The organism is Labrenzia sp. THAF82, from assembly GCF_009363435.1.
GTDB classification, from domain to species: domain Bacteria; phylum Pseudomonadota; class Alphaproteobacteria; order Rhizobiales; family Stappiaceae; genus Roseibium; species Roseibium porphyridii.
The window spans coordinates 518,274-543,048 of sequence record NZ_CP045354.1 but is presented as its reverse complement, the minus strand read 5'-3'; the positions used below and the strand labels follow the sequence as shown (position 1 = coordinate 543,048).

General features: G+C 56.3%; 30 protein-coding genes. 14 read left to right on the top strand and 16 right to left on the bottom strand.

Features of this window, described 5'->3' with window-relative positions; genetic code table 11:
* Positions 1–7 precede the first annotated feature (7 nt).
* From FIV00_RS02610 to gloB, 3 genes are all read right to left on the bottom strand, one after another.
* Entirely contained in the window at positions 8–451 is a 444-nt protein-coding gene (locus FIV00_RS02610; protein WP_152499358.1) for a cupin domain-containing protein, read from the bottom strand.
* Between the two features lie 47 nt (positions 452–498).
* Positions 499–714, bottom strand: a complete 216-nt coding sequence (locus tag FIV00_RS02605) for a hypothetical protein (protein WP_152499357.1) — start codon at positions 712–714, stop codon at positions 499–501.
* A gap of 137 nt (positions 715–851) precedes the next feature.
* Entirely contained in the window at positions 852–1,634 is a 783-nt protein-coding gene (gene gloB / locus FIV00_RS02600) for a hydroxyacylglutathione hydrolase (protein WP_152499356.1), read from the bottom strand.
* A 151-nt stretch (positions 1,635–1,785) separates the two neighbouring features.
* Between gloB and FIV00_RS02595 the strand changes: the two genes are divergently transcribed.
* Positions 1,786–2,580: a class I SAM-dependent methyltransferase gene (locus FIV00_RS02595; protein WP_152499355.1), complete on the top strand. Its 795-nt coding sequence runs from the start codon at positions 1,786–1,788 to the stop codon at positions 2,578–2,580.
* Between the two features lie 11 nt (positions 2,581–2,591).
* Here FIV00_RS02595 and metW read toward each other — a convergent pair whose 3' ends face one another.
* Entirely contained in the window at positions 2,592–3,224 is a 633-nt protein-coding gene (gene metW / locus FIV00_RS02590; RefSeq protein WP_152499354.1) for a methionine biosynthesis protein MetW, read from the bottom strand.
* A gap of 3 nt (positions 3,225–3,227) precedes the next feature.
* Positions 3,228–4,430: a homoserine O-acetyltransferase gene (locus tag FIV00_RS02585; RefSeq protein ID WP_152499353.1), complete on the bottom strand. Its 1,203-nt coding sequence runs from the start codon at positions 4,428–4,430 to the stop codon at positions 3,228–3,230.
* A 230-nt stretch (positions 4,431–4,660) separates the two neighbouring features.
* Between FIV00_RS02585 and FIV00_RS02580 the strand changes: the two genes are divergently transcribed.
* From FIV00_RS02580 to FIV00_RS02570, 3 genes are read left to right on the top strand one after another with little or no spacing between them, the layout of a single operon-like run.
* Positions 4,661–5,515 (top strand): chorismate mutase, encoded by an 855-nt coding sequence (locus FIV00_RS02580; RefSeq protein WP_173005843.1) that lies wholly within the window; start codon positions 4,661–4,663, stop codon positions 5,513–5,515.
* A 31-nt stretch (positions 5,516–5,546) separates the two neighbouring features.
* Positions 5,547–6,671: a histidinol-phosphate transaminase gene (hisC, locus tag FIV00_RS02575; protein ID WP_152499352.1), complete on the top strand. Its 1,125-nt coding sequence runs from the start codon at positions 5,547–5,549 to the stop codon at positions 6,669–6,671.
* A 24-nt stretch (positions 6,672–6,695) separates the two neighbouring features.
* A complete protein-coding gene (locus tag FIV00_RS02570) occupies positions 6,696–7,634 on the top strand; it encodes a prephenate/arogenate dehydrogenase family protein (protein WP_152499351.1) in 939 nt (312 codons plus the stop codon).
* A gap of 10 nt (positions 7,635–7,644) precedes the next feature.
* Here FIV00_RS02570 and FIV00_RS02565 read toward each other — a convergent pair whose 3' ends face one another.
* Positions 7,645–8,550, bottom strand: coding sequence for a polyprenyl synthetase family protein (locus FIV00_RS02565; RefSeq protein ID WP_173005842.1), 906 nt, complete (start codon positions 8,548–8,550; stop codon positions 7,645–7,647).
* 137 nt (positions 8,551–8,687) lie between these two features.
* On the opposite strand from FIV00_RS02565, the gene FIV00_RS02560 reads away from it, so the two are divergent.
* The 4 genes from FIV00_RS02560 (at position 8,688) to FIV00_RS02545 (ending at position 11,590) form a co-directional block, all read left to right on the top strand.
* The gene (locus tag FIV00_RS02560) at positions 8,688–9,902 is read left to right on the top strand and encodes a cyclopropane-fatty-acyl-phospholipid synthase family protein (protein ID WP_152499350.1); all 1,215 of its coding nucleotides are present in this window, start codon (positions 8,688–8,690) and stop codon (positions 9,900–9,902) included.
* Positions 9,895–10,635: a monofunctional biosynthetic peptidoglycan transglycosylase gene (gene mtgA / locus FIV00_RS02555; protein WP_152499349.1), complete on the top strand. Its 741-nt coding sequence runs from the start codon at positions 9,895–9,897 to the stop codon at positions 10,633–10,635. Before FIV00_RS02560 ends, mtgA begins: the two co-directional genes overlap by 8 nt.
* 183 nt (positions 10,636–10,818) lie before the next feature.
* Positions 10,819–11,004 carry a 50S ribosomal protein L32 gene (gene rpmF / locus FIV00_RS02550; RefSeq protein ID WP_152499348.1) on the top strand — a complete coding sequence of 62 codons (186 nt, stop codon included), beginning with the start codon at positions 10,819–10,821 and terminating at the stop codon, positions 11,002–11,004.
* A gap of 163 nt (positions 11,005–11,167) precedes the next feature.
* Complete coding sequence (locus FIV00_RS02545; protein ID WP_152499347.1) at positions 11,168–11,590, top strand: hypothetical protein; 423 nt, start codon at positions 11,168–11,170, stop codon at positions 11,588–11,590.
* Positions 11,591–11,670: 80 nt separating this feature from the next.
* Here FIV00_RS02545 and FIV00_RS02540 read toward each other — a convergent pair whose 3' ends face one another.
* A complete protein-coding gene (locus FIV00_RS02540) occupies positions 11,671–12,312 on the bottom strand; it encodes a septation protein A (protein WP_152499346.1) in 642 nt (213 codons plus the stop codon).
* A gap of 336 nt (positions 12,313–12,648) precedes the next feature.
* Here FIV00_RS02540 and FIV00_RS02535 point away from each other — a divergent pair, with 336 nt between their 5' ends.
* The gene (locus FIV00_RS02535; protein WP_152499345.1) at positions 12,649–13,377 is read left to right on the top strand and encodes a DUF3299 domain-containing protein; all 729 of its coding nucleotides are present in this window, start codon (positions 12,649–12,651) and stop codon (positions 13,375–13,377) included.
* 95 nt (positions 13,378–13,472) lie between these two features.
* On the opposite strand, the gene FIV00_RS02530 is transcribed toward FIV00_RS02535, so the two are convergent.
* The 3 genes from FIV00_RS02530 to FIV00_RS02520 form a co-directional block, all read right to left on the bottom strand.
* Positions 13,473–13,928, bottom strand: a complete 456-nt coding sequence (locus FIV00_RS02530; RefSeq protein WP_152499344.1) for a nuclear transport factor 2 family protein — start codon at positions 13,926–13,928, stop codon at positions 13,473–13,475.
* 75 nt (positions 13,929–14,003) lie between these two features.
* Positions 14,004–14,399 (bottom strand): hypothetical protein, encoded by a 396-nt coding sequence (locus FIV00_RS02525; RefSeq protein ID WP_152499343.1) that lies wholly within the window; start codon positions 14,397–14,399, stop codon positions 14,004–14,006.
* Positions 14,386–14,928 (bottom strand): peroxiredoxin family protein, encoded by a 543-nt coding sequence (locus FIV00_RS02520; RefSeq protein ID WP_152499342.1) that lies wholly within the window; start codon positions 14,926–14,928, stop codon positions 14,386–14,388. Before FIV00_RS02520 ends, FIV00_RS02525 begins: the two co-directional genes overlap by 14 nt.
* A gap of 71 nt (positions 14,929–14,999) precedes the next feature.
* Between FIV00_RS02520 and FIV00_RS02515 the strand changes: the two genes are divergently transcribed.
* On the top strand, positions 15,000–15,626 hold the full coding sequence (locus FIV00_RS02515) for a TetR/AcrR family transcriptional regulator (RefSeq protein ID WP_247649327.1): 627 nt from the start codon (positions 15,000–15,002) through the stop codon (positions 15,624–15,626).
* A gap of 55 nt (positions 15,627–15,681) precedes the next feature.
* Here the strand turns inward: FIV00_RS02515 and phbB are convergent, their stop codons facing one another.
* Together phbB and FIV00_RS02505 are read right to left on the bottom strand one after the other, a co-directional pair.
* Entirely contained in the window at positions 15,682–16,410 is a 729-nt protein-coding gene (gene phbB / locus FIV00_RS02510) for an acetoacetyl-CoA reductase (protein ID WP_152499341.1), read from the bottom strand.
* A gap of 116 nt (positions 16,411–16,526) precedes the next feature.
* On the bottom strand, positions 16,527–17,708 hold the full coding sequence (locus tag FIV00_RS02505) for an acetyl-CoA C-acetyltransferase (RefSeq protein WP_152499340.1): 1,182 nt from the start codon (positions 17,706–17,708) through the stop codon (positions 16,527–16,529).
* Positions 17,709–18,026: 318 nt separating this feature from the next.
* Here FIV00_RS02505 and phaR point away from each other — a divergent pair, with 318 nt between their 5' ends.
* Together phaR and FIV00_RS02495 are read left to right on the top strand one after the other, a co-directional pair.
* On the top strand, positions 18,027–18,620 hold the full coding sequence (phaR, locus tag FIV00_RS02500) for a polyhydroxyalkanoate synthesis repressor PhaR (RefSeq protein WP_152499339.1): 594 nt from the start codon (positions 18,027–18,029) through the stop codon (positions 18,618–18,620).
* A gap of 3 nt (positions 18,621–18,623) precedes the next feature.
* Positions 18,624–19,115, top strand: a complete 492-nt coding sequence (locus FIV00_RS02495; RefSeq protein ID WP_152499338.1) for a GNAT family N-acetyltransferase — start codon at positions 18,624–18,626, stop codon at positions 19,113–19,115.
* Positions 19,116–19,121: 6 nt separating this feature from the next.
* Here the strand turns inward: FIV00_RS02495 and FIV00_RS02490 are convergent, their stop codons facing one another.
* Positions 19,122–19,556 (bottom strand): heme-binding protein, encoded by a 435-nt coding sequence (locus tag FIV00_RS02490; RefSeq protein WP_152499337.1) that lies wholly within the window; start codon positions 19,554–19,556, stop codon positions 19,122–19,124.
* Positions 19,557–19,783: 227 nt separating this feature from the next.
* Here FIV00_RS02490 and ggt point away from each other — a divergent pair, with 227 nt between their 5' ends.
* Together ggt and FIV00_RS02480 are read left to right on the top strand one after the other, a co-directional pair.
* Positions 19,784–21,379: a gamma-glutamyltransferase gene (gene ggt, locus FIV00_RS02485; protein WP_152499336.1), complete on the top strand. Its 1,596-nt coding sequence runs from the start codon at positions 19,784–19,786 to the stop codon at positions 21,377–21,379.
* Between the two features lie 102 nt (positions 21,380–21,481).
* Positions 21,482–22,876 carry a multicopper oxidase family protein gene (locus FIV00_RS02480; RefSeq protein WP_152499335.1) on the top strand — a complete coding sequence of 465 codons (1,395 nt, stop codon included), beginning with the start codon at positions 21,482–21,484 and terminating at the stop codon, positions 22,874–22,876.
* A gap of 21 nt (positions 22,877–22,897) precedes the next feature.
* Here the strand turns inward: FIV00_RS02480 and FIV00_RS02475 are convergent, their stop codons facing one another.
* The 3 genes from FIV00_RS02475 to FIV00_RS02465 all read right to left on the bottom strand — a co-directional run bounded on the left by FIV00_RS02475 (position 22,898) and on the right by FIV00_RS02465 (position 24,718).
* Positions 22,898–23,218 (bottom strand): hypothetical protein, encoded by a 321-nt coding sequence (locus FIV00_RS02475; RefSeq protein WP_152499334.1) that lies wholly within the window; start codon positions 23,216–23,218, stop codon positions 22,898–22,900.
* A 260-nt stretch (positions 23,219–23,478) separates the two neighbouring features.
* Positions 23,479–23,775: a hypothetical protein gene (locus FIV00_RS02470; RefSeq protein ID WP_209006786.1), complete on the bottom strand. Its 297-nt coding sequence runs from the start codon at positions 23,773–23,775 to the stop codon at positions 23,479–23,481.
* A gap of 298 nt (positions 23,776–24,073) precedes the next feature.
* Positions 24,074–24,718 (bottom strand): exonuclease domain-containing protein, encoded by a 645-nt coding sequence (locus FIV00_RS02465; RefSeq protein ID WP_152499333.1) that lies wholly within the window; start codon positions 24,716–24,718, stop codon positions 24,074–24,076.
* Between the last annotated feature and the right edge of the window lie 57 nt (positions 24,719–24,775).

The following is a 24,775-nucleotide window of genomic DNA, read 5'->3' as shown; positions in this document are numbered from 1 at the left end:
GATCCAATCAGCTTCCAGGCTGCCACCCTTCCGGAGCCATTTCAAAGCCTTCGAACTGAAAGCCGGGTGCAACAGTACAGCCAACCAACGTCCAGCTGCCAAGTGACTGTGCCTGCTGCCACCCGTCACGGGGTACGATTCCTTGCGGCCGTTGACCAGCGGCGAGATCGTTGCCGAGCGTCAGGACCACTTTGCGTGCTCCATCCGGACTGATGGACAGCTCAAGTGGTGCGCCCGCATACCAGTGCCAGGTTTCCACCGCATCGACCTTGTGCCAGCGCGACAAAATGCCGTCCGGCAACAGGAAATAGATGAGTGTCGACGCAGCCCGTCCTGCCGCATCAGTGACATCATCCCGAAAGGTTTCGACATAAAACCCGCCTTCTGGATGCGGCTGCATTTTCAAAAGATTGACAACATCGTCAGCCGTCAGGTTCGGAGAAATGCTCATCTGAATTCCGCAAATTGAATGCCGGGTTGGATGACACTGCCAACGTTTCAGGACTGGCCGGTATCCGAACAGAAGGCGATATCGTCTATGGTTTCTCGAAGCGCCGCAACGACTTCTTCGTACAGAACTTGCATGTCCAGCCGGTGCCCGCCGCCTTGGTGCATGGGAATGGCCTCCGCCTGATTGACGATCCGATGAACCACATCCTTGGCGCGTTGTTCAGCGGTTCGGCTCAAATGGTTTTTGCTACTCGCAGGTGTCATGGAACTGCCCCTTCACAGATCACGATCTCGTGCATATGGGGACAGATCCCATTTGTTTTAAGTCCGAACGACAGAAAAGCTTCCAGAGAAAACAATCAGGAATTGTTGCCAAGCTGATAGCGCCCTCTCAAGACTGATCAGGCGTTGTCCTTGCGTGTCCGGATCTCGGTAAAGACCTCGACAGCCGGCTTACCGTCCATTCCAAGCGCGGCTGCAACTGAAACCTCTCCGGCCCGCAAAAACGGATTGGTTGCCTTTTCAAGCCGCATTGTTGTCGGCAATGTCGGTTCGCTTCTGGCGCGAAGCCCGGCAACTTCTTCGGCACGCGCTTTCAGATCGGCATTGCCCGGTTCGATGGTAAGGGCAAAGCGGGCGTTTGCTTCGGTATATTCGTGGCCGCAATAAATCACGGTATCATCGGGTAATTTCTGCATGAGCTTGGCAAGCGAAGACCACATCATTTCCTTGTCGCCCTCAAAGACGCGGCCGCAACCAAGCGAGAACAGCGTGTCCCCCGTGTGGGCAACTCCGATTGAAGCGATATGCCAGGATATCTGGTCCAGTGTGTGCCCGGGTGTCGATATGGCTCTGACCTCATAAGGACCGCACAGAACGCCATCTCCGTCTTCAACAGTCCGGTCCAGTTCGGCAATCTTCTGGCGCGATCGTTCCGGACCGATCACGGTCGCCCCGGTTTTCTCTTTCAATTCACCAAGGCCCTGGACGTGGTCCCAGTGATGGTGGGTGATCAGAATATGCGTCAGTTTCCAGCCCGTGGTCTCAAGCACCTCTTCATAGGCTCCCGAATCCGGCACATCGAACGCGACGGTCGTCCCGCTCTCAGAATCATGAATGAGAACGCCGAAATTGTCGTCAAGGCAGGAAAACTGGCGGATTTCAGTCGTGTCACTCAATGCCATAGAGGAGCTCCGTTGATGGGCAGGTCTGTTAAAACGCAGAGTGGCAAAGTGCCGGAACAAGAGCAAGGCAAGAGATCTTGCGCTGGACTGCGGTTCCATGTTCAATCGCGGCGTCAAGAGGACGAACCCCGCGTTCACAGAGCCAGGCTGCATGTATCTAGACGTCGTTCATTTGCGCGCCTTTTACGATCTACCGCTCGGCAGGTTGCTTCGAAGCCTGATCGGTGCGCCGATCCGCAAGATGTGGCCGGACCTGTCTGGGCAAAGTCTGCTGGGCATTGGCTATGCGGGTCCTTTCATGCGTCCGTACCTGGACTCCGCCGAGCGTGCGATCGCCGCAATGCCTGCCCCACAGGGGGCCGTACCCTGGCCACGCGAACGCGCGGGATCTTGTACGCTGGTAGAAGACGCAATCTTGCCCTTTCCCGATCTTTCCTTTGACAGGATCATGCTTGTCCATGCTCTGGACCATTGCTCGGATCCGGCGGCTGTCCTTAAAGAAGCTTGGCGGGTACTCGCCCCCGGCGGCCGGCTGATCATTGTGGTGCCCAATCGGCGCGGCCTGTGGGCTCAGTCGGAGCTTTCCCCGTTCGGATATGGCAGGCCTTATTCCGGCCGCCAGCTAAAGGACCTGATGAAAAGCTGCCAGTTCAACGTTCTGGACGACACGGAAGCCTTGTTCATGCCGCCCACAAAGGCACGAGCAATCCTGCGAGCGGCACGAACCTGGGAAGGGATCGGACGCCGCGTCCTGCCCGCATTCGGTGGTGTCCTTGTTATGGAAGCGGAAAAACTGGTGTTTCAAAGTCTGCCCGCCGACGGCAAACGCAGCCGCCTGCGCGTTCTGCGTCCCGTTTTCATACCCGAAGGTGTCGCGACGGGACTGAAACCGGTTCGGGCCACACATCCGAGATACGCTCGTTCGCGTTATGAACCTTTGAGCTGAAGCAATATTCTTTACCGTTTCAGCAGAAATACCGCCTGTTCGGCCACAATGTTCCAGACCCACCAAGGTGCATTCACCGGAATTTCGTTGCCGTGAGCGCTCAAGGCAACGGCCTTGACGACTTCGGCGTCAAGCTCATGGCACAACTCGACAAAGTCGCGCAGAGAACAGAAGTGAATGTTCGGCGTGTCGTACCACTCATAGGGCAGATATTTCGTCACCGGCATACGGCCGCGGAAGAGAAGCTGCATGCGGTTGCGCCAATGGGCAAAATTCGGGATCGACACAATCACCCGCTTGCCGATCCGCAGCAGTTCGCTCATCACCTCTTTCGGTTCACGCGTCGCCTGCAGCGTTTGGCTGAGAATAACGACATCAAAAGCCCGGTCCGGATAATCGGACAGATCCTTGTCCGCATCACCTTGTATGACGGAAAGGCCTCGTGCAACGCACCGGTTCACGCCTGCCTGCGACAGTTCGATGCCACGACCGTCGATCCGGCGCTCGCGGGCAAGCAGATCGAGCAGAGCTCCGTCTTCCGAACCGATGTCCAGAACACGCGCGCCTTCAGGCACCAGCGAGGCAACCACCTTGTGATCGCCGCGCACTTCGCCGGGCCGGGTTTGTCTGGGGGCAAGGTTCACAGTTTAGGCCTCCCCACCAGGTGCGGGCACACCACGCGCCCGAGCGGCACCGGTCAGGAAACCCCGAATGGTTTCGAACATCTCCGGCACATCCAACAGGAAAGAATCGTGACCGCGATCGCTCTCAATTTCGACAAAGGACACGTTTGCCGCAGCCGCATTCAAGGCCTTCACGACTTGCCGGCTTTCTGAAGTTGGAAACAACCAGTCGGACGTGAATGACATCACGCAAAAACGCGTGTTCGTCCCCGCAAATGCCTGCGGCAATGCCCCGTCGAACTGGTCTGCCAGGTCAAAATAATCCATGGCACGCGTGACATAGAGATAGGAATTGGCATCAAACCGATCGACAAATGTCATGCCCTGGTGGCGCAGGTAACTCTCGATCTGGAAATCCGCGTCAAAACCGAACGTCAGATTGTCTCTGTCCTGAAGGTTCCTGCCGAACTTTTGATGCAGTGATTCATCCGACATATAGGTGACATGAGCCGCCATGCGCGCGACCGCAAGACCTTTCGTTGGACGAACCCCTTCCTGGATGTAGGTGCCCTGCCGCCAGTTGGGATCAGCCATGATTGCCTGCCTGCCAACCTCGTGAAACGCGATGTTCTGCGAAGTGTGGCGCGCAGCAGCCGCGATCGGGACCGCCGCAAACACCCGTTCAGGATAACTGACAGCCCACTGCAGAACCTGCATTCCACCCATGGAACCACCCATGACTGCAAAAAGCGTGTCGATGCCCAAATAGTCAACCAGCCGTGCCTGCGCACGAACCATGTCGCGAATGGTGATCACGGGGAGATCCAACCCATAAGGCACACCGGTTTGAGGGTTCATGGTTGCAGGGCCGGTGGTTCCAAGGCAGCCGCCAAGAACATTGGCGCAAATAACGAAGTAATGATCTGTGTCGACCGGCCTGCCGGGACCGACCATCAGCTCCCACCAGCCAGGCTTACCGGTCACAGGATTGGTAGACGCCACATATTGATCACCCGTCAGCGCGTGACAGATCACAATCGCGTTGGATTTGTCGGCGTTCAGCTCGCCATAGGTCTCATAGGCAATTTGCCATGGCCCAAGTTTGACACCCGAATCCAGCTCCAACGGCTCATCTGCAGGAAAATGCGCGAGCTTGCTTGAAGGGGCGATGGCCTCGTTTGCCTTGACGTCTTCTGATGTTTCTGGACTGGGTGTATCGGCGGACATGGCTCGGTTCGGCGTGTTGATATCGGTCCGAATTGAATTAGGACCTGATTGCAGCGATTTGGGGCCCGCTGAACCCGCTCCCTGATTGCCGCCGCCATAGGCGGCCTGACATCAGTCAGACTGGCGACCTAGCCGCGTGAAGCTTTGAGAGTCAATGTTTTCTTTTGCGTTTGACCGATCACATGCCTATGACTATGCGCCGCTGACCCTTGAATAAGGCGGAGCCTTCAATGTCTCAACTACCGGATAGCGGATTGTCGCTGGCGGATTTGCGCAAGCGTATCGATGATATCGATGCCCGCATCCACGATGCGCTGATGGAGCGCGCTCAGGCAGAAGCCGAAGTCAACTCGGCCCCTCCTGTCTCTGGAGAAAGCAGAACGGTGTTTTCGCCGGAGCGGGACGCGGATCTGATGCGTCAACTGGTGGAGCGCCACAAAGGTGAATTGCCGCTGGCAACAGTTGAGCACTTCTGGCGGGACATCATCTGTGCCTGCACCGATCTGAAAGTAGGCACCGCCATTCATCTGGACGGCGGCGCAGAGTTGATCGAGATGCTGGATCTGGCGCGTTTCTATTTCGGCTTCTCCGCTGAGCTGGTCCCTGGAGGCGATGCTGCGGATGTGGTCGGCGCTGTTGCCGCATCCCGAAGCGATCTTGGTCTCATAGCCTTGAACGATCGGGCCGAACTGCCCTGGTGGCGCGGCCTGAGCGAAACCGGTGCACAGGTTCGATCCAGGCTTCCTTTCGTGGTTCTGGAAGATAGGCCCGCCGATTTACCTGCGCTTGTACTGTCCCGGGCTGACGGCCTGGTCGACAACACGGATGTGGCGGTTTATGACGCTCGCTGGTCCGATCTCCTGCCCGGTAAACTGATGGACCAGGGCATTGAGGTCCTCAGCTTCTTCCGATCCGCAAGCGGGGTCGATGCCCTGATTGCCATTTCGGGTGAATTGTCGGAGGAAGACGTCCTGGAATCCTGCGCTGCAGCCGGGGCGGCACCTGACATATTGAGACATGTCGGCGGATACGCTGCACCAATTGACGGTGACGGCGACGCAGACGAAGCATTTGGACCGGAATAAACACTGAAGCCGGGGACAGGGAGCCTCAGGAATGAACGAGATGAGCAAAGTGAACGAAGCCGGAAACCGTCCGCAGCCGAAAGCCGGCGTGCTGGATATTGCAGCCTACGTCCCGGGCAAATCCAAAGGCAGCCACGGCAAGACCGTTCACAAGCTTTCTTCCAATGAAACGCCACTTGGCACCAGCGCAACGGTCAGCCCGGCGGTTGATCATGTGATCCGGAATCTGGAGCTTTATCCGGATGGCGCGGCAACCGAACTGCGGGAAGCCATTGGCGACATCTACGGGCTCAATCCTGACAGGATCATTTGTGGTGCCGGCTCGGACGAAGTGTTGAGCATGCTGGCAAATGCATATCTTGCTCCCGGTGACGAGGCGATTTATTCCGAGCACGGATTTCTGGTTTACGATATTGCCATCCGCGCCGCTGGCGCCACACCGGTCGTTGCGCCGGAGACCGACCTTTCAACGGATGTCGATGCGATCCTGGAACGGGTGACCGACAAGACCAAAATGGTCTTCATAGCCAATCCCAACAATCCGACAGGAACATATCTGCCCTATGAGGAAGTCAAACGGCTGCATGAGAGCCTGCCTGCTCACGTGCTTTTGGTGCTGGATGCGGCCTACGGCGAATATGTTCGGCGCAATGACTACGAGAGCGGCATTGAACTGGCCGCAACCTCTGAAAATGTTTTCATGACCCGGACCTTTTCCAAGATCTACGGCCTTGCAAACCTGCGTGTCGGATGGGGCTTCGGCCCGGCTCATATCATTGATGCCCTGAACCGGATCCGCGGCCCCTTCAACATGTCCGGCGTTGCGATAGCGGCGGGCATTGCTGCCGTCAGAGATCGGGATTTTGTCGCCAAGTCTGTTGACCACAACGAGAAATGGCTTCCTTGGGTCACCAATGAGCTGGAAAAAATCGGACTCAAGGTAACACCCAGCGTCGGCAATTTCGTACTGGTTCATTTTCCCGATCAGGACGGCCAGCGCGCCAAGGACGCAGACGCCTATTTGCTGGAGCGTGGCTGTGTCCTGCGCATGGTCGGGAATTACGGCCTTCCCAACGCGATCCGCATGACAATCGGTTCAGAAGAAGCCAACCGCACAGTTGTGGCCCATCTCAGGGATTTCCTGACAAACCGTTGACAGACAGAAAGCAGACAACTCCCGATGACTGGCGCCCCCCTTTTTGAGCGCATGGCCCTGATCGGCATTGGCCTGATCGGGTCGTCGATCGCACAGACCGCACGGCAACGTGGCCTGGTCAAGGAAATCGCGATTTCCACTCGCTCCCCTGCCACATTGCAGCGGGCGGAAGAGTTGGAGCTCGGCGACTTTTATTCGGTCGATGCCGCGCAAGCCGTTGACGGCGCTGATCTCGTGATCTTGTGTGTTCCCGTTGGTGCCAACGAAGCAGTTGCCAAGTGGATTTCGCCCGTGCTCAAGGCCGGTGCTATTTTGACCGATGTCGGCTCCACCAAGCAGTCTGTTGTGGATCAGGTGAGCCCACACGTTCCCAAGGGTGTGCATTTCATCCCGGGCCATCCGATTGCGGGCACTGAACAATCCGGTCCCGACGCAGGTTTCCCGACCCTCTTCGATCAACGTTGGTGCATCCTGACGCCGCCCAAGGGTACGGATCAGGCCGCTTTGGAAAAGCTGTCGGCTTTCTGGCAAGAGTGTGGCTCAAACGTCGACCTCATGGATCCAAAACACCACGATCTGGTGTTGGCGATCGTTTCACATCTGCCGCATCTGATCGCTTACAATATTGTCGGCACTGCCGATGACCTGGAAACGGTCACAAAGTCTCAGGTAATCAAGTATTCCGCGTCCGGTTTTCGCGATTTTACGCGTCTGGCCGCCTCGGACCCGACCATGTGGCGCGACGTGTGCCTGAACAACAAGGAAGCGATTCTGGAGATGCTGTCGCGTTTCTCAGAAGATCTTTCTGCCATGCAGCGCGCCATCCGCTGGGGTGACGGGGACATGCTCTTTGACCTGTTTACACGCACACGCGGCATCCGGCGCTCCATCATCGAAGCCGGACAGGAAACCGACGAACCGGACTTTGGCCGTCATGCAGCGGACACGCGTCAGGACGATTGAAAGATCCGCATCAGTTCGAACGTTTGACGATGTAGTCCGCTAGCGCGGTCAGCACACGAGCTCGCTCGCCGTAAGGTTCAAGCAGTGTTTCGGCGTCTTTAGAGAGCCGGGCCAGTTCGTCCCTGGTCTTGTCGATACCCCAAAGGCCGACAAGTGTGGCCTTTCCGGCTTCGGCATCCTTGCCTGTCGCCTTTCCCATGGTTTCCGCACTCGCTTCGACATCCAGGAGATCGTCTGCCAGCTGAAAGGCGAGACCTGTGACTTCTCCAAAACGGGTAAGGCAGTGCAGATCACTTTCGTCTGCATCGGCAAGTACCGCACCCGCCCAACAAGCGTAGCGTAGCAAGGCTCCGGTTTTCATGGATTGCAGCTGCCGGATGTCGGCCTCACTTCGATCCAGATGTTCAGATTCAAGATCGATCATCTGACCGCCCGCCATGCCGCCGACACCTGAAGCCCTTGCAAGGCCACGTGAAAGTCTCAGGCGTACGGAAGGATCTGCGTGAACAGCTTCTCCTGCAATAACGTCAAACGCCAGGGTCAGCAGCGCATCGCCTGCAAGAATAGCAGCGGCTTCGTCAAATGCCTTGTGCACCGTTGGCTGCCCACGGCGCAGGTCATCATCATCCATGGCTGGAAGATCATCGTGGACGAGCGAATAGCAATGAACAAGCTCCAATGCGCAGGCCGCCTCCAGAACGCCCTGATCCGAGCGACCGAACAGGTTGGCCGCTTCCAGGACAAGAATGGGACGCAAACGCTTGCCACCGTTCAGGGCACCATGACGCATTGCGGCCAGCAGGCGTGGTGGCCGCGTGGTCTCGGCATCCAGGGCAGCGCTGCCCAAAATGCGCTCCAGAACAGTCTCTATGCGTCCAGCCTGTGCTGTCAGATGCTGCTTCAAGTCAAAGGTCACATTCAGCTCCAGAACAACTTTTTCAAAGTTCGGGTTTCCCTGATACCAATTCTCTGTATCGTCAAGGCGCGAATTTGAAAAACTGGCAGCTGTATTAATCGCCGGTCTGTCTTGGTTCTGGGTTGGGAGACTGTTTTATGAGATTGCTGTCGGGTCTGTTGCGGTCCTTTATCAAGCGCGGGCGCATGCGTGTTTATGATGCCGGCGGCGCATTGCACGAGTTTGGATCGGGCGAAGACGGACCAACAGTCACCATTCGCCTGCATGACAAGAAGCTCCACAGATCCCTTTTCCTGAACCCAGAACTGGCAGCCGGAGAGGCCTATATGGACAGGTCGCTCACGATGGAAGAAGGCTCTACCTGCTACGACTTCATGTTTCTGTTTTCGATCAACAGAGCGCCGCTTGGCGCGCACCCGGTTCAAGGCCTGTTGCGCAAGGGATGGAAAGCCTTCCGACGACGCCATCAGCAAAACAGCGTTGAACGGGCAAAAACACAGGCCCGGCATCACTATGACCTTTCCACCGAGCTCTACCGGCTCTTTCTGGATGAAGGGCTGAACTACAGCTGTGCCTATTACACAAGTCCGGATGAAAGCCTTGAAAACGCACAAGCTGCAAAGCTGACCCACCTTGTTGCCAAACTCGATCTTGAACCGGACATGGAAGTGCTTGAGATCGGTGGCGGATGGGGGTCACTTGCCATCCGCATGGCCGAAGCAGGTGCCCGTGTGACATCGCTGAACGTTTCGCCGGAACAGGTCAAGATTGCAGAAGAACGCGTTCGCGCCGCCGGACTGGAAGACAGGGTCACCTTTGTTCTCAAAGACTACCGCGAGTTCGAAGGACAGTTCGACCGGGTCATTTCAGTTGGCATGATGGAGCATGTCGGCATAGGCCATCTTGACGACTATTTCGGCAAGATCAGGTCCTGTCTGACAGATCGGGGCTATGCCGTGATCCACTCCATTGGCCGCATGACGCCTCCAGGTACGACGGGCCCCTTCATTCGCAAATACATTTTCCCAGGTGGTTACGTCCCCGCGCTGTCGGAGGTTTTCGCTTCCACGGAAAGGCTGGGGCTATGGGTCTGCGATGCGGAAATACTGCGTCTGCACTACTACTACACCATCCGCGATTGGCGTCGTCGCTTCGAAGCACAGCGTATCCCGGCCGCCGCCCTTTACGACGAAGCGTTCTGCCGTATGTGGGAATTTTACCTTTGTGCTGTTGAACTCGGTTTCCTTCACGGGTCAAACATGGTTTTTCAACTTCTCCTGTCGAAAGAGCGGGACGCTGTTCCGATTATTCGGGACTATATCGTGGACAACGAACGGGCTTTGAATGGCTAGAACAAGAGCGACCGGAGGTGGATCGGGCGCGCGGAAAACATCGACCAAGAAGCGCTCCTTCTGGGCGCTCCTGCGCAAATGGTTGGTCCGCCTCGTTCTCCTCGCCATTGTTCTGCCCCCGCTCCTGACAATCATCTATTCTGTCGTGCCGCCTGTGAGCACACTCATGATCGGTCGCTATGCGCAGCTTCTCTGGGTGGATCGGCAATGGGTGCCCCTGGAACGGATATCGCCAAACCTTGTGAAATCGGTCATCACATCCGAAGACAGTGGCTTCTGCGTAAACGATGGCGTTGAATGGGACGCGCTACAGGACCAGGTCGAAGCTCTGAGCGAAGGCGAACGGCCGCGCGGCGCCAGCACAATTACAATGCAGACAGCGAAGAACCTGTTCCTCTGGGGAGACAGGTCCTATGTACGCAAAGCACTTGAGCTGCCTTTGGCGCTGATGCTGGATGCGATCCTCACCAAAAGGCGGGTCCTGGAGATCTATCTCAATATCGCCGAGTGGGGTGAAGGCATCTTCGGCGCAGAGGCGGCAGCGCAGGCCTGGTTCGGCAAACCTGCAAAGGATCTGACACGGGTGGAAGCGGCAAGACTGGCAACGGCTCTGCCAAATCCGCTTGCGCGCAACCCGGTGAGTCCCTCTTCCGGGCACCGCCGTCTGGCGTCGACCAACCTTGCCAGGGTCAAAGGCGCTGGTCCTATATTCGGCTGCGTTCTGGACAATTGAATTTGCCTGGCCGAAGCCTGCGACAGGTAAGTTCCGGCCGAACCAAGAAATTTTTGTCTATGGGGTGGCAAAATGCCGGAGTTGCCTGTATAACGCCGCGCATTCCAATGCACTGCGTGCTGCCACGCCCCGGGCTTACCCGGTCCGGGCCGCGCGGTTATGGACCACGGAGAAACAAATAAAATGGCCGTTCCAAAGAGAAAAACCTCGCGCATGAAGCGCGGTTTTCGCCGTTCCACGGACGCCCTCAAGCAGCCGACTTACGTCGAGGACAAGGATTCGGGCGAATTGCGCCGTCCGCATCACGTTGACCTGAAGACCGGCATGTACCGGGGCCGTCAGATCATGACCCCGAAAGAAGACGCATAACAGCGTTTTTCTAAGGGCGGATCGCCGCTCGGCAAACCAGGATTGAGGCTGGCCCTGTTTCGACAGGCCGGCCTTTTTCTTTTGGCTTGAAATCGCCGGGATGTTGGTGTCAGGTCGGGTCCATTCCGCCCGGACAGGGCCAGACTTACCGGGAGCCGCATCAATGCGTCTGTTTTCTGCCATTCCTTTCACTTTGTTCAGTTTGCTGATTTACAACGGTTTTGCCTTCACCGTCGGAGCCGCAGATCCCGGCTTCTGGTCGCAACCCATTATCACGATTGCCATGGTTTCGGGCGCAACCTTCCAGCTGCTCGCCAGCGACCTCCTGATTACAATCGGCCTCTTCTTTCTGTTCATTGAAATTCTGAAAGCCACGCGCATAGGCACCACAGCCTTGCTTGACCACATGTTTTCAGTGCTCGTATTTGTCGCTTACCTAGTCGAATTTCTCGTGCTGCAACAGGCGGCCACATCCCTGTTCTTCATCTTGATGGCAATCTCCCTGATTGACGTAATCGCAGGGTTCTCAATCTCCATCACAGGCGCGCGCCGGGATGTCTCGTTCGGTCACGACGGCATGCACTGAGGAAGTGCGCCAAGCGGCGCACCTGGATTCAAATCACACAACAGCTGTCAGCTCCGGCCGGACTGACACCGACAAAGCCGTCAATCGTCTTCGTCGTCTTCCAGAATGGCATGTTTTTGAATCAGCGGTAGCTGTGAGAGCGTGAAAAGCAATGTGATCGGCATGATGCCGAACACCTTGAAATTGACCCAGAAATCGGTTGAAAAATTACGCCAAACGATCTCATTGATCGCCGCCAGCACAAAGAAGAAAACGCCCCAGCGCAAAGTCAGCTTGCGCCAGCCTTCATCGGTAAGTCTGAAAGCACTGTCGAAGACATATCCAAGCAACGCTTTTCCGAATACCAACCCCAAAAGCAGCACGGAACCGAACAGGCTATTGACGATGGTCGGCTTGAGCTTGATGAAAAGCTCGTCATGCAGCCAAAGGGTCAGTGCTCCAAACACAAGCACGACGACACCCGAAACCAGTGGCATGATCGGCAGCCGTCTGGTCAGCCAGAGCGACACCGTCAGCGAAATCGTGATGGCAACCATGAAAGCGGCCGTCGCCAGAAAAATCGGCTCGCCAATCGCCTGAAGTACAGGAAATGAAGCTGCGAGCTGTTCACCGCGAGCGTTGAACAGAAAAAACACGCCGAGCGGGCCGAGTTCCAGTGCCAGCTTCAAGAGCGGCGACAATTCCTTCCGCGTCGGATCGTTCGGAGCGTGTTCAAATTCCATTGTCTAATCGGTTCCTATTAAGTCGCACTGCCCGCCCGGACATATGTGATGCAAGGCAGGAGGGTCAAGCTTGACGCGCCTGAAACAGCACGCAGCACAACTTCTTGGCCAGTGCAAGATCGCGGAACCCGACACGGAGCAGCAAGCATCCAGTCCGGTCACAACGTCAAAACTTGCGACTTAAGACGTGAGACACACTCCGCTCCTCTTTGTCTGGTCAACACCCAGTCTGTGGGCAACATATGTGGTCTTCGCAGCAATTTGAGGTGCTTGGAAGGCGCCAATCTGCTATCGCCTAGGAAGCGATTTTAAGATCAACCGCACAGGTAGCCGCATATGCGTCTGTTTTTAATCTTGTGCCTCTTTCTAGTTTCCTTTCCGGCGGCAGCGGCAAAGGTTGCCGTCAATTGGACAGATCTGCCCGACCCCGGCTCCACCATCTTTGAAGATCCCTTCGCCACCTTGAGCATTGCGGAACTTCGATCTCTCGGGACTGTGCTGCGGCTGCGCCGCGAGCTTGAACAAACGACCCTTTCTGCAAATTCCGCTGCGCAGACGAGAGAGAGACTTCAGCGCGAGGAAGCCAAGCTTGCCGCATCCGGCGTTCGCACGGACTGGTTATTGTCGCAACGTCATGAGATCGGCAAAAAGCGTGCGAAGGCGGCTCTAGCCGGCAATCCCGACCTTGATGGCCAGGAAATCGTTATTTCGGGCTACGCCATTCCTGTTTTCGCACCTGGAACCAAAACGGTTACCGGCGGCTATCTTGTTCCGGAAGCAGGCATGTGCAGCCACATGCCTGCACCCGACCCCAATCAGATGATCCGTTATCAGGTTGAGGAAGGGTTGAATGCCGAAGAAATCTATCAACCCGTACAGATGGTTGGCCGCTTGTCCTTGCGAACCACGCGCCAGGAAATCACGTTGCTGGATGGCCAGGTGGACATGATTGCCGCATTCGACATGGACGTTTCCGAAATTCGCAACATGGATCGGCCAGCAAGATCATCCGGCAACAGATTATTGAATTTTTTCACCGGACGCAAAGTGACGCCGCATCAATAACCGCGGCAAAGAAAAAGGCGCGTAAAGGCGCCTTTTTCGTCCTTTAGGGCGTTCATTTGCTCCCAGTCCGCGTGCCTTGGACCCGAGTTTTAATGCTATTCCTCATGCTGATGCCACATGTCAGCGGCCACTTCCCAGCCTTCGTCGCCAGGTTGCAGGACATAGAGATAGGTGCCTGTTGCGTCCATACCAGCGCTTTCGATCTTGGCAACGACTGACCCGATCATTACCGCAAGCGTTCCATCGTCAGATACGAAAAGCGTATCGATCGAATGACTGACGTCTCCCTTGTTCGAGGTAACGAATTCGAACAGCTTCTTGGGTTCTTCCAATCCCTTGACGGCAGGCTTTCCGGGTGCAATCCAGATCGTGTCGTCCGCATAGAGCGACAGGATACCCGCCGCGTCATGGTTGGAGGCAGCTGCGTTGAAACGATCATTGAGGCCTTCCAGGGCTGCGATTGCGCCTTCCTGATCTGCCGACACGACCAATGGCGCGGCGGAGAGCATTAGGGCGATCGAAAGGCCTACGGTCTTCAATTTGAAACTCATCTGATTAGTCCTGATTTTATTGAGAAGCAGGTGCCCGACCCGTAAGCGACCCAGGCAATCTATGAACCTGTTGGTCTAGGAAACCGGCCTTGTAACAATCACTTCGCGTGTAATTTGCCAGCGATTGTCCTGATTGACCAAATCAATACCGAGCGTGATCTGCTGATTGGGCCCGGTCAGCTCGTTGCGTCTGGAAAGCAAAACATGTGCCGTATCACCATTGACGGAGACATGATGAAACCGGGCCCAGGTTCCGATGGCGCCGTTATTCTGTTCAAGGGTTTTGGTGACGGTTTCGGTCATTTGCTGCTTGTCCAGAACAATGGCCTCATCCTCTGGGCTCAGCATGATGACGGTCATGTCGTCATGATAGGTGTCATCGAGGATTGAAGCCGTGTTCGATGAAACATTTTCAATCAGCCGCTCAATTACCGCTTTCACTGCTGTTGCCTGGTCGTCAGTTCTGGACATGATGTGTTCCTCGGATCGGATAGTTGTTTTCCGGATTTTTGATGAAATTCAGCCCCATCAACACGGATGAAAGAGCCGGCCGGGCGAACGGTGCATTGGAGATATCCGTGACCTGCAGTTTGCCGGCGTCATTGATCACAAAGAGCCCAGGCTCAGCAAAAGGCCGATCTGTTTCTTCCGCAGATCGAGGATCAGAAACGTAAAGCCCGAGTTGGCGCATCTGGTCGACGGTCAATTCAATGCCGACGGGAAAATCTGCACCGGCTTCGGCGATCTGGGCCTGCGCACGGCTTTCAGGGTCCGCTGAAACGGCAACGACATCGACGCCGATCTTGCTCAAATCGGGAAGAATGGCGTTGAGCTCAGACAAATAGCGGGTACAGATAGGACAGTGTTTACCACGGTAGACCACGACCAGCTGCCAGTCATGGCCGGCGCCGGGTCTACCGAGAGTCAGCTCTCCACCACCCAGTTTGGGTACGGTGATTTTTGGGAATACGTCCCCTACAAGAGGCTTTGGATTTGCCATCGAGTGCTCCTTGAGATATATAATGATCGATACATAAATATACGAAATGAGCGCAAGTCAAGGATTATATATTGACCGATACAAAAAAAATGGGTCGTCCGCGCACCTTTGACAGTCGCGAGGCGCTAATGGCGGCGATGAATGTGTTCTGGGCGAAGGGCTATGACGGCGCTTCGCTGAAAGACCTGACAGGTGCGATGGGGATCAGCGGACCCAGCATGTACGCGGCCTTTGGCGACAAACGGGAACTTTTTCTGAAGACCATCGACCTTTACGGCGATGTCGATGGCTGTGCACCGGTTGTGGCTTTTGAGGCCGAACCGGATATCGAGCGCGCCGTCAAGGGGTTCCTGGAGCAGGTGATCATCTACGCCACTGCGCATGAAAGCGGCGCAAAGGGCTGTTTTCTGGCATCGAGCGTGTCAGCCAGCATTGGTGAAGTCGAGGGAGTTTCAGAACGGGTTGAAAAGGCCATCGACGACACGGACAAGCGGCTGGCCGCTCGTTTTGACCTGGAAAAGGAAAAGGGTGTGCTGCCGCCGGATTTCCCTTCTCTGGAGCGCGCCCGCTTCCTGTACGACATTCGTCAGGGATACATGTTTCGGGGCCGTGCAGGCTGGACAGCGGACGCCATGCGCAAGGACATTGACCATCGCGTCAAGATGATCCTCGCCACGCAATCCGTCGGGTGTGCCTAGAGCAACAAAAAAGGCGCCAAATGGCGCCTTCTTCGGATCTCGGTTGGCAAGTTGATCAGCCGTTGGCGATATACTGGCCGCCATTGATGGTCATGACGGCACCTGTCATGAATGCCGCAGAGTCCGACGCCAGATAAACGACGGTCTGTGCGATTTCCTCAGGATGGCCAAGACGGCCGACAGGGATGCCGGAGACGATGCTTTCAAGAACCTTTTCCGGCATTGCAGCGACCATATCGGTGTTGATGTAACCCGGGCAAACGCAGTTGACTGTGATGCCTTTAAAGGCGTTTTCCTGGGCTAGCGCCTTGGTGAAACCGATCACCCCTGCTTTTGCTGCGGAATAGTTGGTCTGGCCCATCTGGCCTTTTTGGCCGTTGATGGACGAGATGTTGATGATGCGCCCCGACCCGCGTCCGCGCATGCCGTTGATGACAGGCTTGGTCATCGTGAACATGGAGTCCAGATTAGTGGAGAGCACTGCCCGCCACTGATCGAAGTCCATCTTGTGGAACATGCCGTCGCGGGTGATGCCCGCATTGTTGACCAGAACCTCGACCGGCCCCAGCTCCTCTTCAACCTTTGCAATGCCCGCAGCGCAGGCGTCAGGATCGGAGACGTCCCATTTAAAGACGTGGATACCGGTTTCTGCCTTGAAGGCTTCGGCCTTTTCGGTATTGCCGGCATAAGTGGCCGCCACCGTATAGCCTGCGTCCTTAAGACCACGCGAAATGGATTCGCCGATGCCACGCGTTCCACCAGTGACCAATGCGACCTTGCTCATTCCCCTTCCTCCTGAATTCCGGTTTCGGACCCTTAGGGCCTCGAGGTTTTTGAACTCTCAGTTTCTTAAAAGCCATGGCCGGACGATGCCGGCCATGATCCAAATCATTTGAACGCTTAGCGCTCCAGACACATGGCAACGCCCATACCGCCGCCGATACACAGCGTTGCAAGGCCCTTTTTGGCGTCACGACGGTTCATTTCGTGGATCAATGTACACAGGATGCGAGCACCTGACGCGCCGATCGGGTGTCCGATCGCAATTGCGCCGCCGTTGACATTGACGATGTCCGGGTTCCAGCCCATGTCCTTGTTGACGGCACATGCCTGAGCCGCGAAGGCTTCGTTTGCCTCGACCAGATCGAGATCAGCCGCGCTCCAGCCTGCCTTGTCCAGAGCCTTCCGTGAGGACGGGATCGGACCTGATCCCATGATCGCCGGATCGACGCCGGCCGTTGCCCAGGATGCAATCCGCACCAGAGGTGTCAGCCCACGCTTTTTGGCTTCCGCGGCGCTCATCACCAAAAGCGCAGCCGCGCCGTCGTTGATGCCGGAAGCATTCGCGGCTGTCACAGATCCTTCCTTGTTGAAGGCCGGACGAAGTTTTGCAACGCTTTCAAGGGTCGCGCCATGACGAATATATTCATCATCCTCAACGACACGCTCCGACCTGCGCTCCTTTACGGTGACCGGTGTGATCTCATCCTTGAACTTTCCGGCCTTCTGAGCTGCTTCCGCCTTGTTCTGGGAAGCGACCGCGAATTCATCCTGCTGCTCGCGGTTGATCTGCCACTTTTCAGCGACATTCTCGGCGGTCTGACCCATATGGTAGCCATTGAACGCGTCCCACAAGCCGTCTTTGATCATTGTGTCGATCATCTTGTAGTCGCCCATCTTGTAGCCGTTGCGCATATGTGCCGCATGCGGAGACAAAGACATGTTTTCCTGTCCACCGGCCATCATGATGGATGCATCGCCTGTCTGGATCTGCTGTGCCGCAATGGCGACCGTCCGCAGGCCGGAACCGCAAACCTGATTAAGGGTCCAGGCGGTCGAACTGTCGGCGATACCTGCGTTGATGGCTGCCTGCCGTGCAGGGTTCTGGCCTTGCGCCGCAGTCAACACCTGACCGAAAACCACCTCGTCGATATCAGCGCCGTCGACACCGGCCTGTTCCATCGCTGCTTTCATAACAATGGTACCAAGATCATGTGCCGGCACATTGGCAAAAGAACCGTTGAACGACCCGACAGGGGTGCGGGTCGCGCTGACAATGACAACATCGGTGGAAGCGCTCATCATACTCTCCAGGACTTGAGGCCGGACGGCCATAGAATGCTGGTACCGTTAGGGCACCTTTGTTCCTTATCGATGAGGCGACTAGAAACCGCACCGGCATGCGTGTCAACCGTGACTCTCCGTATGCGCGGCCTGATTTCGCATTTGCGGCATTATCCTTTCGTCGGCGCACATAAAAAGAGTGGCACGATCCGCTACGATTGGCTTAGTCTCTTAGTTGGAGGAGATGACGCGTCTGCGAAGACGGCGCCATCAAATGCGAAACGAGACGGGAGCAAATCCCGTTCCAGCCGTAAGGCAGATAGGCGGAAGTGACGGATGGCCAAAACCAGCGAGCCAACAATCATCAAGAAATACGCCAACCGGCGGCTCTACAACACGGGCACCAGCACCTATGTCACCCTTGAGGATCTGGCGGTGATGGTGAAGGGGGAAGAAGACTTTGTCGTCTATGACGCAAAGAGCGGCGAGGATATCACCCGGTCTGTTCTGACCCAGATTATCTTCGAGCAGGAAGGCAAGGGCCAGAACCTGCTTCCCGTGACTTTCCTCAGACAACTGATCCGCTTTTACGGCGACAGCATGCAGGGTCTCGTGCCGAGCTTTCTCGAATATTCGATGACATCCTTGACGAAGGAACAGGAAAAGCTGCGATCTCAAATGAGCGAAGCTTTCGGAGCCACAGCCTTCGACGCGATCGAGGACCAGGTCAAACGCAATACTGAAATGTTTGAACGGGCGATGAAGATGTTCATGCCGTTCCCGACAGGTGAGGCCGGAGCCGCATCGGAAGCACCGACAGCCACAGGCAGCACCAAGACCGAGAAAGCCGAAACGGCTGATCTTGACGATATGAAGCGTCAGCTCGAGGAAATGCAGAAGAAGATCAACAAGCTCTCCGACAAGCCCTGATCTTTGACGGCGCGCGCACTCGCCGGAATTCTGCCCCTGTCTGACCTTTCCCGGCAGCTTGGGCAGATCGCAGACTTGTATCAGGACAGTTGGCCGCACTGGTATGGGCCAGGCGGTTCAGGTGACGCAAGAAAAGACCTGAAGGCCTGCCTAAAGACGCCAGGCATCTTGCCGCAATGCCTGGTGGCGGTAGATCGAGCCTTACTGCCAATTGGAACCGTATCGCTCAGGTCAACATCTCCAGGCTCCGACGTCTATCCCGGCGCTTGGTTGACGGCTTTGCTTGTGCCGGAAGCCCTGCGCCGAAATGGCATCGGAAGCGCGCTGGTTGCTGCTGCGGAAATCGAGGCGGCGCAACTCGGATTTGATCACATCCTTGCTACGACAGGTTCGGCAACGACCATTCTGAAAAACAGACGCTGGGAACAGATCGATCAGGTGGCAACGGCCAGCGGAAAACTGGCCATATTCCGAAAAGGCCTCTCAACCCGTTGAACCGGATCAGCCGCAATCGGCGACAAGACCGGCAGCAACAATGCCGGCAACTGCGCACGCTTCGTCATTGTCAGAGGTATCTCCGGTTATTCCGACAGCGCCAAGGGTCTCTCCACTCTCGCCTTTGATCAGAACACCACCTGGAACAGGCACGATCGCACCGCCGGAGACGCCGTTCAGCGCGTTGACGAAATGAGGCCGCGACTCCGCGTTTGCATTCAGCCAGCGTGTACCGGTTCCGACAGCCAATGCTCCAATGGCTTTTCCGGTTGCAATCTGAGGGCGCATAATGGATGAGCCGTCCTGCCGTTTGACCAGAACCGCATGACCGCCCGCGTCCAGAATCGCAACGGTAAGAGGCTTCAGTTTGAGTTCGACTGCTTTTTCCAATGCGGCGGAAGTGATTGCCTCTGCCGTTGAAAGTGTCATTCCAAGAGTCATTGTTTACCGCCTGTCTGGTCTGTTGGCCGGTTGGCACCTTGTCCGGCTTGTTCCGCCGCATCGAAGAAACCCGCTCATGCAGGTTTGCGCAATTAACCGCTTCTCCTTAAGGTGCTGCCCGCGATCGGGATTTGCTAGCAAATCGAACGGGTGCCGAATAGGTGGGAAAGTCGGGAAACACTTGCGGCAATTCGGAATAAATAGGCGTTTCGGGCAGGAGATTTTCAGTGAAGCGTGATTTTCAGGCGCCAGGCCGGTCACCGGTTTTTGCGCGCGAAGCAGCTGCGGCAACATCGCATCCTCTGGCAACAAGCACCGCGCTGGAGGTTCTGCAGGACGGAGGCAACGCAGTGGACGCGGCCATCGCCGCCGTTGCCGTGCAATGTGTCGTCGAACCGCATATGACAGGCATCGGCGGTGACTGCTTTGCAATCGTTACCGAACCGGATGGCCGGCTGACCGGCTTTAATGGTTCGGGCGCAGCACCGCGTGCGGCAACACCTGAAAAACTCGCCGAACTAGGCGTTGAAGACATCACCGACACGTCCGCCCATGCGGTCACTGTGCCGGGTGCTGTGCGCGCTTGGGAAACCCTGCACAAGGCGCACGGATCAACGGAATTCGGCAAACTTTTCAAGCGTGCCATTCAATATGCCCGTGAAGGGTTTCCTGTTGCGCCCCGCGTGGCAAACGACTGGGCCAACAATGTCGAGAAACTGGCCTCTGATCCGGTATCGACGGCACGGTACCTCATTGATGGCAACGCACCTGCCATAGGCACGATCCTCAAATACCCGCATCTTGCCGCAACACTCGAGGCTATCGCCGCCGATGGTGCGGATGCGTTTTATTCCGGTCCGATTGCCAGCGATATCGTCGAAGCTCTGCAAAGCCGCGGCGGCTTGATGACGGAGGACGACCTCGCCGCGTGCCATACGACCGCGGTCTCTCCCGTCATGAGAGACTACAAGGGGCATACGGTTGCGGAATTGCCGCCCAATGGACAAGGCATCATTGCCTTGGTGATGCTCGGGATTCTGGAAAAGTTCGACCTTGAAAACCTGGATCCAATGGGCCCGGAGAGGTTCCACCTGCAGATGGAAGCAACACGGCTTGCCTATGCAGTCCGCGACAGGTTCGTAACGGATCCTGGCTATATGGACGTTTGCCATTCCGGGTTGATTGCGTCGGATTATCTCGACCGGCTTGCCGCAGAAGTGTCGGTCAACAAACGCATGGCTTCCCTGCCCCAATCTTCACTGAGCCCGCAGACCGATACGGTTTATCTGACCGTTGTAGACAAGGATGGGCTGGCCGTTTCCTTTATAAACTCGCTGTTTTCGGATTTCGGCTCGGGGATCGTTGCACAGGACAGCGGTGTGCTTCTGCATTGCCGTGGCCGAGCGTTCAAGGCACAGGCAGGTCACGCAAACTCCATTGACGGCGGCAAGCGGCCGCTCCACACGATCATTCCGGCTATGGTGCTCAAGGATGGCAATCCATGGCTGTCCTTCGGTGTAATGGGTGGCCAATACCAGGCCTGCGGACATGCCCACCTGCTGACCAACATCATCGACTATGGAATGGACGTACAGGCTGCGATCGATTTCCCACGCATGTTCATGGATCTGGATACACACGAACTCCAGGCAGAGAAACTGATCCCGCCATCGACACTGGACGGCCTCAAAGCACTTGGCCATCAGGTGACGCCAGCCAAGGGAGCCATTGGCGGCAGTCAGGCCATCATGATCGACAAGGCACGGGGGTTGTTGACAGCCGGGTCTGACCCGCGCAAGGACGGCCACGCAGCAGGTTATTGACGAATTGCTCGGCACTACCGGGCACTCTCACTTTGTCCTTGCGAAAGTGTGCGCCTGCGTGTTGATTGCGCCAGGATGCGCCTTCAAATCATAAGGACAGTCATGCCTTCAGTATCAAGGCGAGAATTGTTGCTGGGCAGCGCAGGAGCAGTTTCAGCGTTTGCGGCAGGAGGCCTTGCGGCAAAAGGCTTTGCGGCTACCGATTCCGCGGAGCATATCCTGAGACTTTCCAACCACGATCACTCCATTTTGCCCGGGACGCTTACGCGCGACATGATGAGCTTCCTCCCTGATGCGCCGCCGCCGGTACTGCGCATGAGGCAGGGACAGAAGGTGGCAATCGATGTCATCAACGATCTGGATGAGCCGACCGTCGTGCATTGGCACGGACTTAGAATTCCCAACCGGATGGATGGCGTGCCTTATCTGACCCAGTATCCGATCGAAACGGGTCAGTCCTTCCGATACGAATTCACGCCGCCAGATGCAGGGACGTTCTGGTATCACCCTCATTGCAATACGCTTGAACAGATTGCTCGTGGCCTGACCGGGATCATGGTGGTCGAAGAACCGGAAGATATTGGTTTCGACCAAGACCTGCCATTGAACATTCGGGACTTTCGCCTCGGCGGCGACGGTCAGTTCATTGCCTTCTCAAAGCCGAGAAATGCTGCACGCGGTGGCACGCTCGGAACGGTGTCGACCGTCAATTGGCAGAAGGAGCCTGTTTACGAACTGCAGGCGGGAAGCCTTGTCCGCCTCAGACTGGCCGTTACCGACCTGACTCGCGTTGGAACTTACGAACTTGAGGGCGGCGAGGCCCGGGTCATCGCTATCGATTCTCACCCATTACCCAAGCCCCTACCGGCGAAAGACCTGGTCCTGTCGCCCGGTCAGCGTGCGGATATTGCGTTGAAGGTACCGGACCAGGACGGCGAAACGGTAAAATTGTTTCTACGTCGTGCCAATGGTGACCGGCTTCTGGCAACGTTCAGCGCAGCTGGCCAAAGCGTCCGACGAGATTTGAAGGAATTAGAGCCGCTTCCTCCCAATCCGGTGCCTGAGCCGGATCTCGCCAATGCCGAAGTGATCGATTTCGTGTTCGGCTGGTCACCGGAAGGAGATGCTCCGCAAGCCAGCATCTGTGGCTCACTCGGATATACATTCTGGTCGATCAACCGGGTGGCCTGGCCGGGGGATACGCCTGGACCTTTCGACCCATTGGCGACGATGAAGCTGGGCAAGTCATACGTGCTGCGTCTCAGAAACGAATCTCCGAACGCCCATCCGATCCATCTTCATGGCGTTTCCTTCAAACTGCTGCGGTCAAACAAACGCACCCTGCCGCCACTCGTGACCGATACGGCTTTGCTATTGAAGGATGAAACGATGGAAGTAGCCCTTGTCGCTGACAATCCCGGTGATTGGGCGTTCCATTGTCACGTCATCGAGCACCAGAAAACCGGTTTGGCCGGCTTTCTGAGGATCGAGACTTGATAAACCATCACCAGAACCAAATCAGGCAGACAGTGAGATCGTGAAGGAAGTTTCTTCGCTGTCTTCGGAGGCAGTGGCGTATTGCGCCAAATGCTGCTGACGCTCCATTTCGGTCTCTGCGGACATGTTACGGCTCGCCAGAAGCTGGGTTGCGTATTCTGCATGTGAACCGGCGTGAAGGTCACGCTGCAGCTCTTCTGCGGCCAGGTGAGCTGGCATCATGTCGACACCAGCGAATGTTCCTTCAGATACTCCAAAGAGGTCTGAATTGGGAACGAAGTCTGCTGATGGTTTTTGGCGAATTCGCAGGGCGTGAATCGCTGAAACAGGTCTTACTTGCATCTTTTGCTCCGTGGTGGGCCAGTCCGTGGCCAGTCTTTCGGAGGTCCGGGGATTCCGGATCTGCGTTCAAACCTATCGTGACTCGCAAGAGAAAAATGTGACGCGCGTCACAAAAGGGTTGCCAGCTCCACCGCAACAACAAAAGCAAGCGGTCCAAATCTGCCTGACCCTCAAAGAAATCAGCGCTAAAAAAGAGCCCGGAGCGATGCTCCGGGCCGAGGCTATCCAGTGGTACATCTGGAATTCAAAAAATCGAGAGATCAGCGCTCGGTCTTGAGAAGGTGGCCTGCTCCACGCTGTCGCGGCAGAGCTGCCATCGCCCGATAGCTGTTAGCACCTGACAGAGTGTCTGCTGGGCGGACCTGACGGGTCTGGATGTCATAGTCGCGTGTTGCAATCAGATGAGCCAGAAAGACCGAATTCGGGTAATACCGTCCGGTGAAGGCATCATGATCACGCTCAAGATCCGGCTTGGGCGGCTCTGGCAGGTATGACGCAAAGCTATTGCCCTGGCGCTCGCTTTCCGTCTCTCCCATTGAGGGACGTTTGCGCCTCACATTGGCACGTCCTGCCGATGTTACCGGGTTCACTCGCACGTATTAACGCCTCATTGTTTCAAATCGGCACAATCAGTGCCTTCCTGTCTGAAACCTCGCAATCACCATGCCAATATAGGAAGGCGTTAACCTTTTGTCCGCGGAAAACCGCCAAAACAGGGTCACAAAAGTTAACGAAAGTGTGCGCGAATGGGCCAGGTAAGGGGGAAAACGAGGATATTGCGCGCAAGAAGAAAAAGAACTTGCCTTCGCAAAACCGGCAAATCCCGTCCCAATTTGTGATTCTGTCCTGTTTTGGTCAGACTTGGACCAAGGCTCCGGTTTTGGGACTCGGCAAATCAAAGTCGGAAGCGTCCAAGCGTCCGGTCTTCAGAAGATGCTGCAGGCAAACCGTGATCGACATTGCGTCATCGAGTGCATCATGATGACGGCCGGGTGGGGTCGGCAACCCGAAGTAGGTCGCAAGTTCACCGCTGGTCGTCCTGCCAATATCCTCCAAAGACATACCGGCCTTGTTCAAAAGGCTTGCCGCGTTCCCGAACCTGTGCGCCGGAATTGGCGGAACCATGCCCGCCACGTAGCAGCTGACTGCCATCAGAAACATTTCGTCCTTACCCCAGGACCACAGCGTCGCATCGCCGGCAATTCGGGCAAGCCTCAAATGTGCGTCTTCAGGTCTTATTCCTTCGGCGTCGATCCGAGCCTGGGTAATACCGGTCAATTCAGTGAAGAATGGATCGACAACGGTCGGCTTTCCATATCGATCCGCGGTCTTGATAAATATTCGCTCCGTTTCAAGCACACGAAAGCCCGGCTCAAGCGACAGCTTCACAGCACCGATTTGGGCGACACACGGATCGGGGTCCAATGGCCCGCACCACATGCGGTCCTTCGCACCGGGGGCTGTCAGAAACTCGCTGTCAAAGACAATAGTGTGAGACATTCGACCTTTATCGCTTCGTTGCCGGAGAGCTCTGAGCCTAACAGGGCATGCGCAACA

Bases quoted from the DNA above. Each gene is read 5' to 3' on its own strand.
- FIV00_RS02475 (WP_152499334.1), bottom strand. From the start codon at position 23,218: ATGCAAGTAAGACCTGTTTCAGCGATTCACGCCCTGCGAATTCGCCAA.
- mtgA (WP_152499349.1), top strand. From the start codon at position 9,895: ATGGCTAGAACAAGAGCGACCGGAGGTGGATCGGGCGCGCGGAAAACA.
- FIV00_RS02540 (WP_152499346.1), bottom strand. From the start codon at position 12,312: ATGGAATTTGAACACGCTCCGAACGATCCGACGCGGAAGGAATTGTCG.
- FIV00_RS02480 (WP_152499335.1), top strand. From the start codon at position 21,482: ATGCCTTCAGTATCAAGGCGAGAATTGTTGCTGGGCAGCGCAGGAGCA.
- FIV00_RS02545 (WP_152499347.1), top strand. From the start codon at position 11,168: ATGCGTCTGTTTTCTGCCATTCCTTTCACTTTGTTCAGTTTGCTGATT.
- rpmF (WP_152499348.1), top strand. From the start codon at position 10,819: ATGGCCGTTCCAAAGAGAAAAACCTCGCGCATGAAGCGCGGTTTTCGC.
- phbB (WP_152499341.1), bottom strand. From the start codon at position 16,410: ATGAGCAAGGTCGCATTGGTCACTGGTGGAACGCGTGGCATCGGCGAA.
- FIV00_RS02595 (WP_152499355.1), top strand. From the start codon at position 1,786: ATGTATCTAGACGTCGTTCATTTGCGCGCCTTTTACGATCTACCGCTC.
- hisC (WP_152499352.1), top strand. From the start codon at position 5,547: ATGAACGAGATGAGCAAAGTGAACGAAGCCGGAAACCGTCCGCAGCCG.
- FIV00_RS02610 (WP_152499358.1), bottom strand. From the start codon at position 451: ATGAGCATTTCTCCGAACCTGACGGCTGACGATGTTGTCAATCTTTTG.
- FIV00_RS02525 (WP_152499343.1), bottom strand. From the start codon at position 14,399: ATGTCCAGAACTGACGACCAGGCAACAGCAGTGAAAGCGGTAATTGAG.
- FIV00_RS02505 (WP_152499340.1), bottom strand. From the start codon at position 17,708: ATGAGCGCTTCCACCGATGTTGTCATTGTCAGCGCGACCCGCACCCCT.
- FIV00_RS02605 (WP_152499357.1), bottom strand. From the start codon at position 714: ATGACACCTGCGAGTAGCAAAAACCATTTGAGCCGAACCGCTGAACAA.
- FIV00_RS02580 (WP_173005843.1), top strand. From the start codon at position 4,661: ATGTCTCAACTACCGGATAGCGGATTGTCGCTGGCGGATTTGCGCAAG.
- FIV00_RS02585 (WP_152499353.1), bottom strand. From the start codon at position 4,430: ATGTCCGCCGATACACCCAGTCCAGAAACATCAGAAGACGTCAAGGCA.
- phaR (WP_152499339.1), top strand. From the start codon at position 18,027: ATGGCCAAAACCAGCGAGCCAACAATCATCAAGAAATACGCCAACCGG.
- FIV00_RS02530 (WP_152499344.1), bottom strand. From the start codon at position 13,928: ATGAGTTTCAAATTGAAGACCGTAGGCCTTTCGATCGCCCTAATGCTC.
- FIV00_RS02465 (WP_152499333.1), bottom strand. From the start codon at position 24,718: ATGTCTCACACTATTGTCTTTGACAGCGAGTTTCTGACAGCCCCCGGT.
- FIV00_RS02570 (WP_152499351.1), top strand. From the start codon at position 6,696: ATGACTGGCGCCCCCCTTTTTGAGCGCATGGCCCTGATCGGCATTGGC.
- FIV00_RS02490 (WP_152499337.1), bottom strand. From the start codon at position 19,556: ATGACTCTTGGAATGACACTTTCAACGGCAGAGGCAATCACTTCCGCC.
- FIV00_RS02535 (WP_152499345.1), top strand. From the start codon at position 12,649: ATGCGTCTGTTTTTAATCTTGTGCCTCTTTCTAGTTTCCTTTCCGGCG.
- FIV00_RS02520 (WP_152499342.1), bottom strand. From the start codon at position 14,928: ATGGCAAATCCAAAGCCTCTTGTAGGGGACGTATTCCCAAAAATCACC.
- gloB (WP_152499356.1), bottom strand. From the start codon at position 1,634: ATGGCATTGAGTGACACGACTGAAATCCGCCAGTTTTCCTGCCTTGAC.
- FIV00_RS02560 (WP_152499350.1), top strand. From the start codon at position 8,688: ATGAGATTGCTGTCGGGTCTGTTGCGGTCCTTTATCAAGCGCGGGCGC.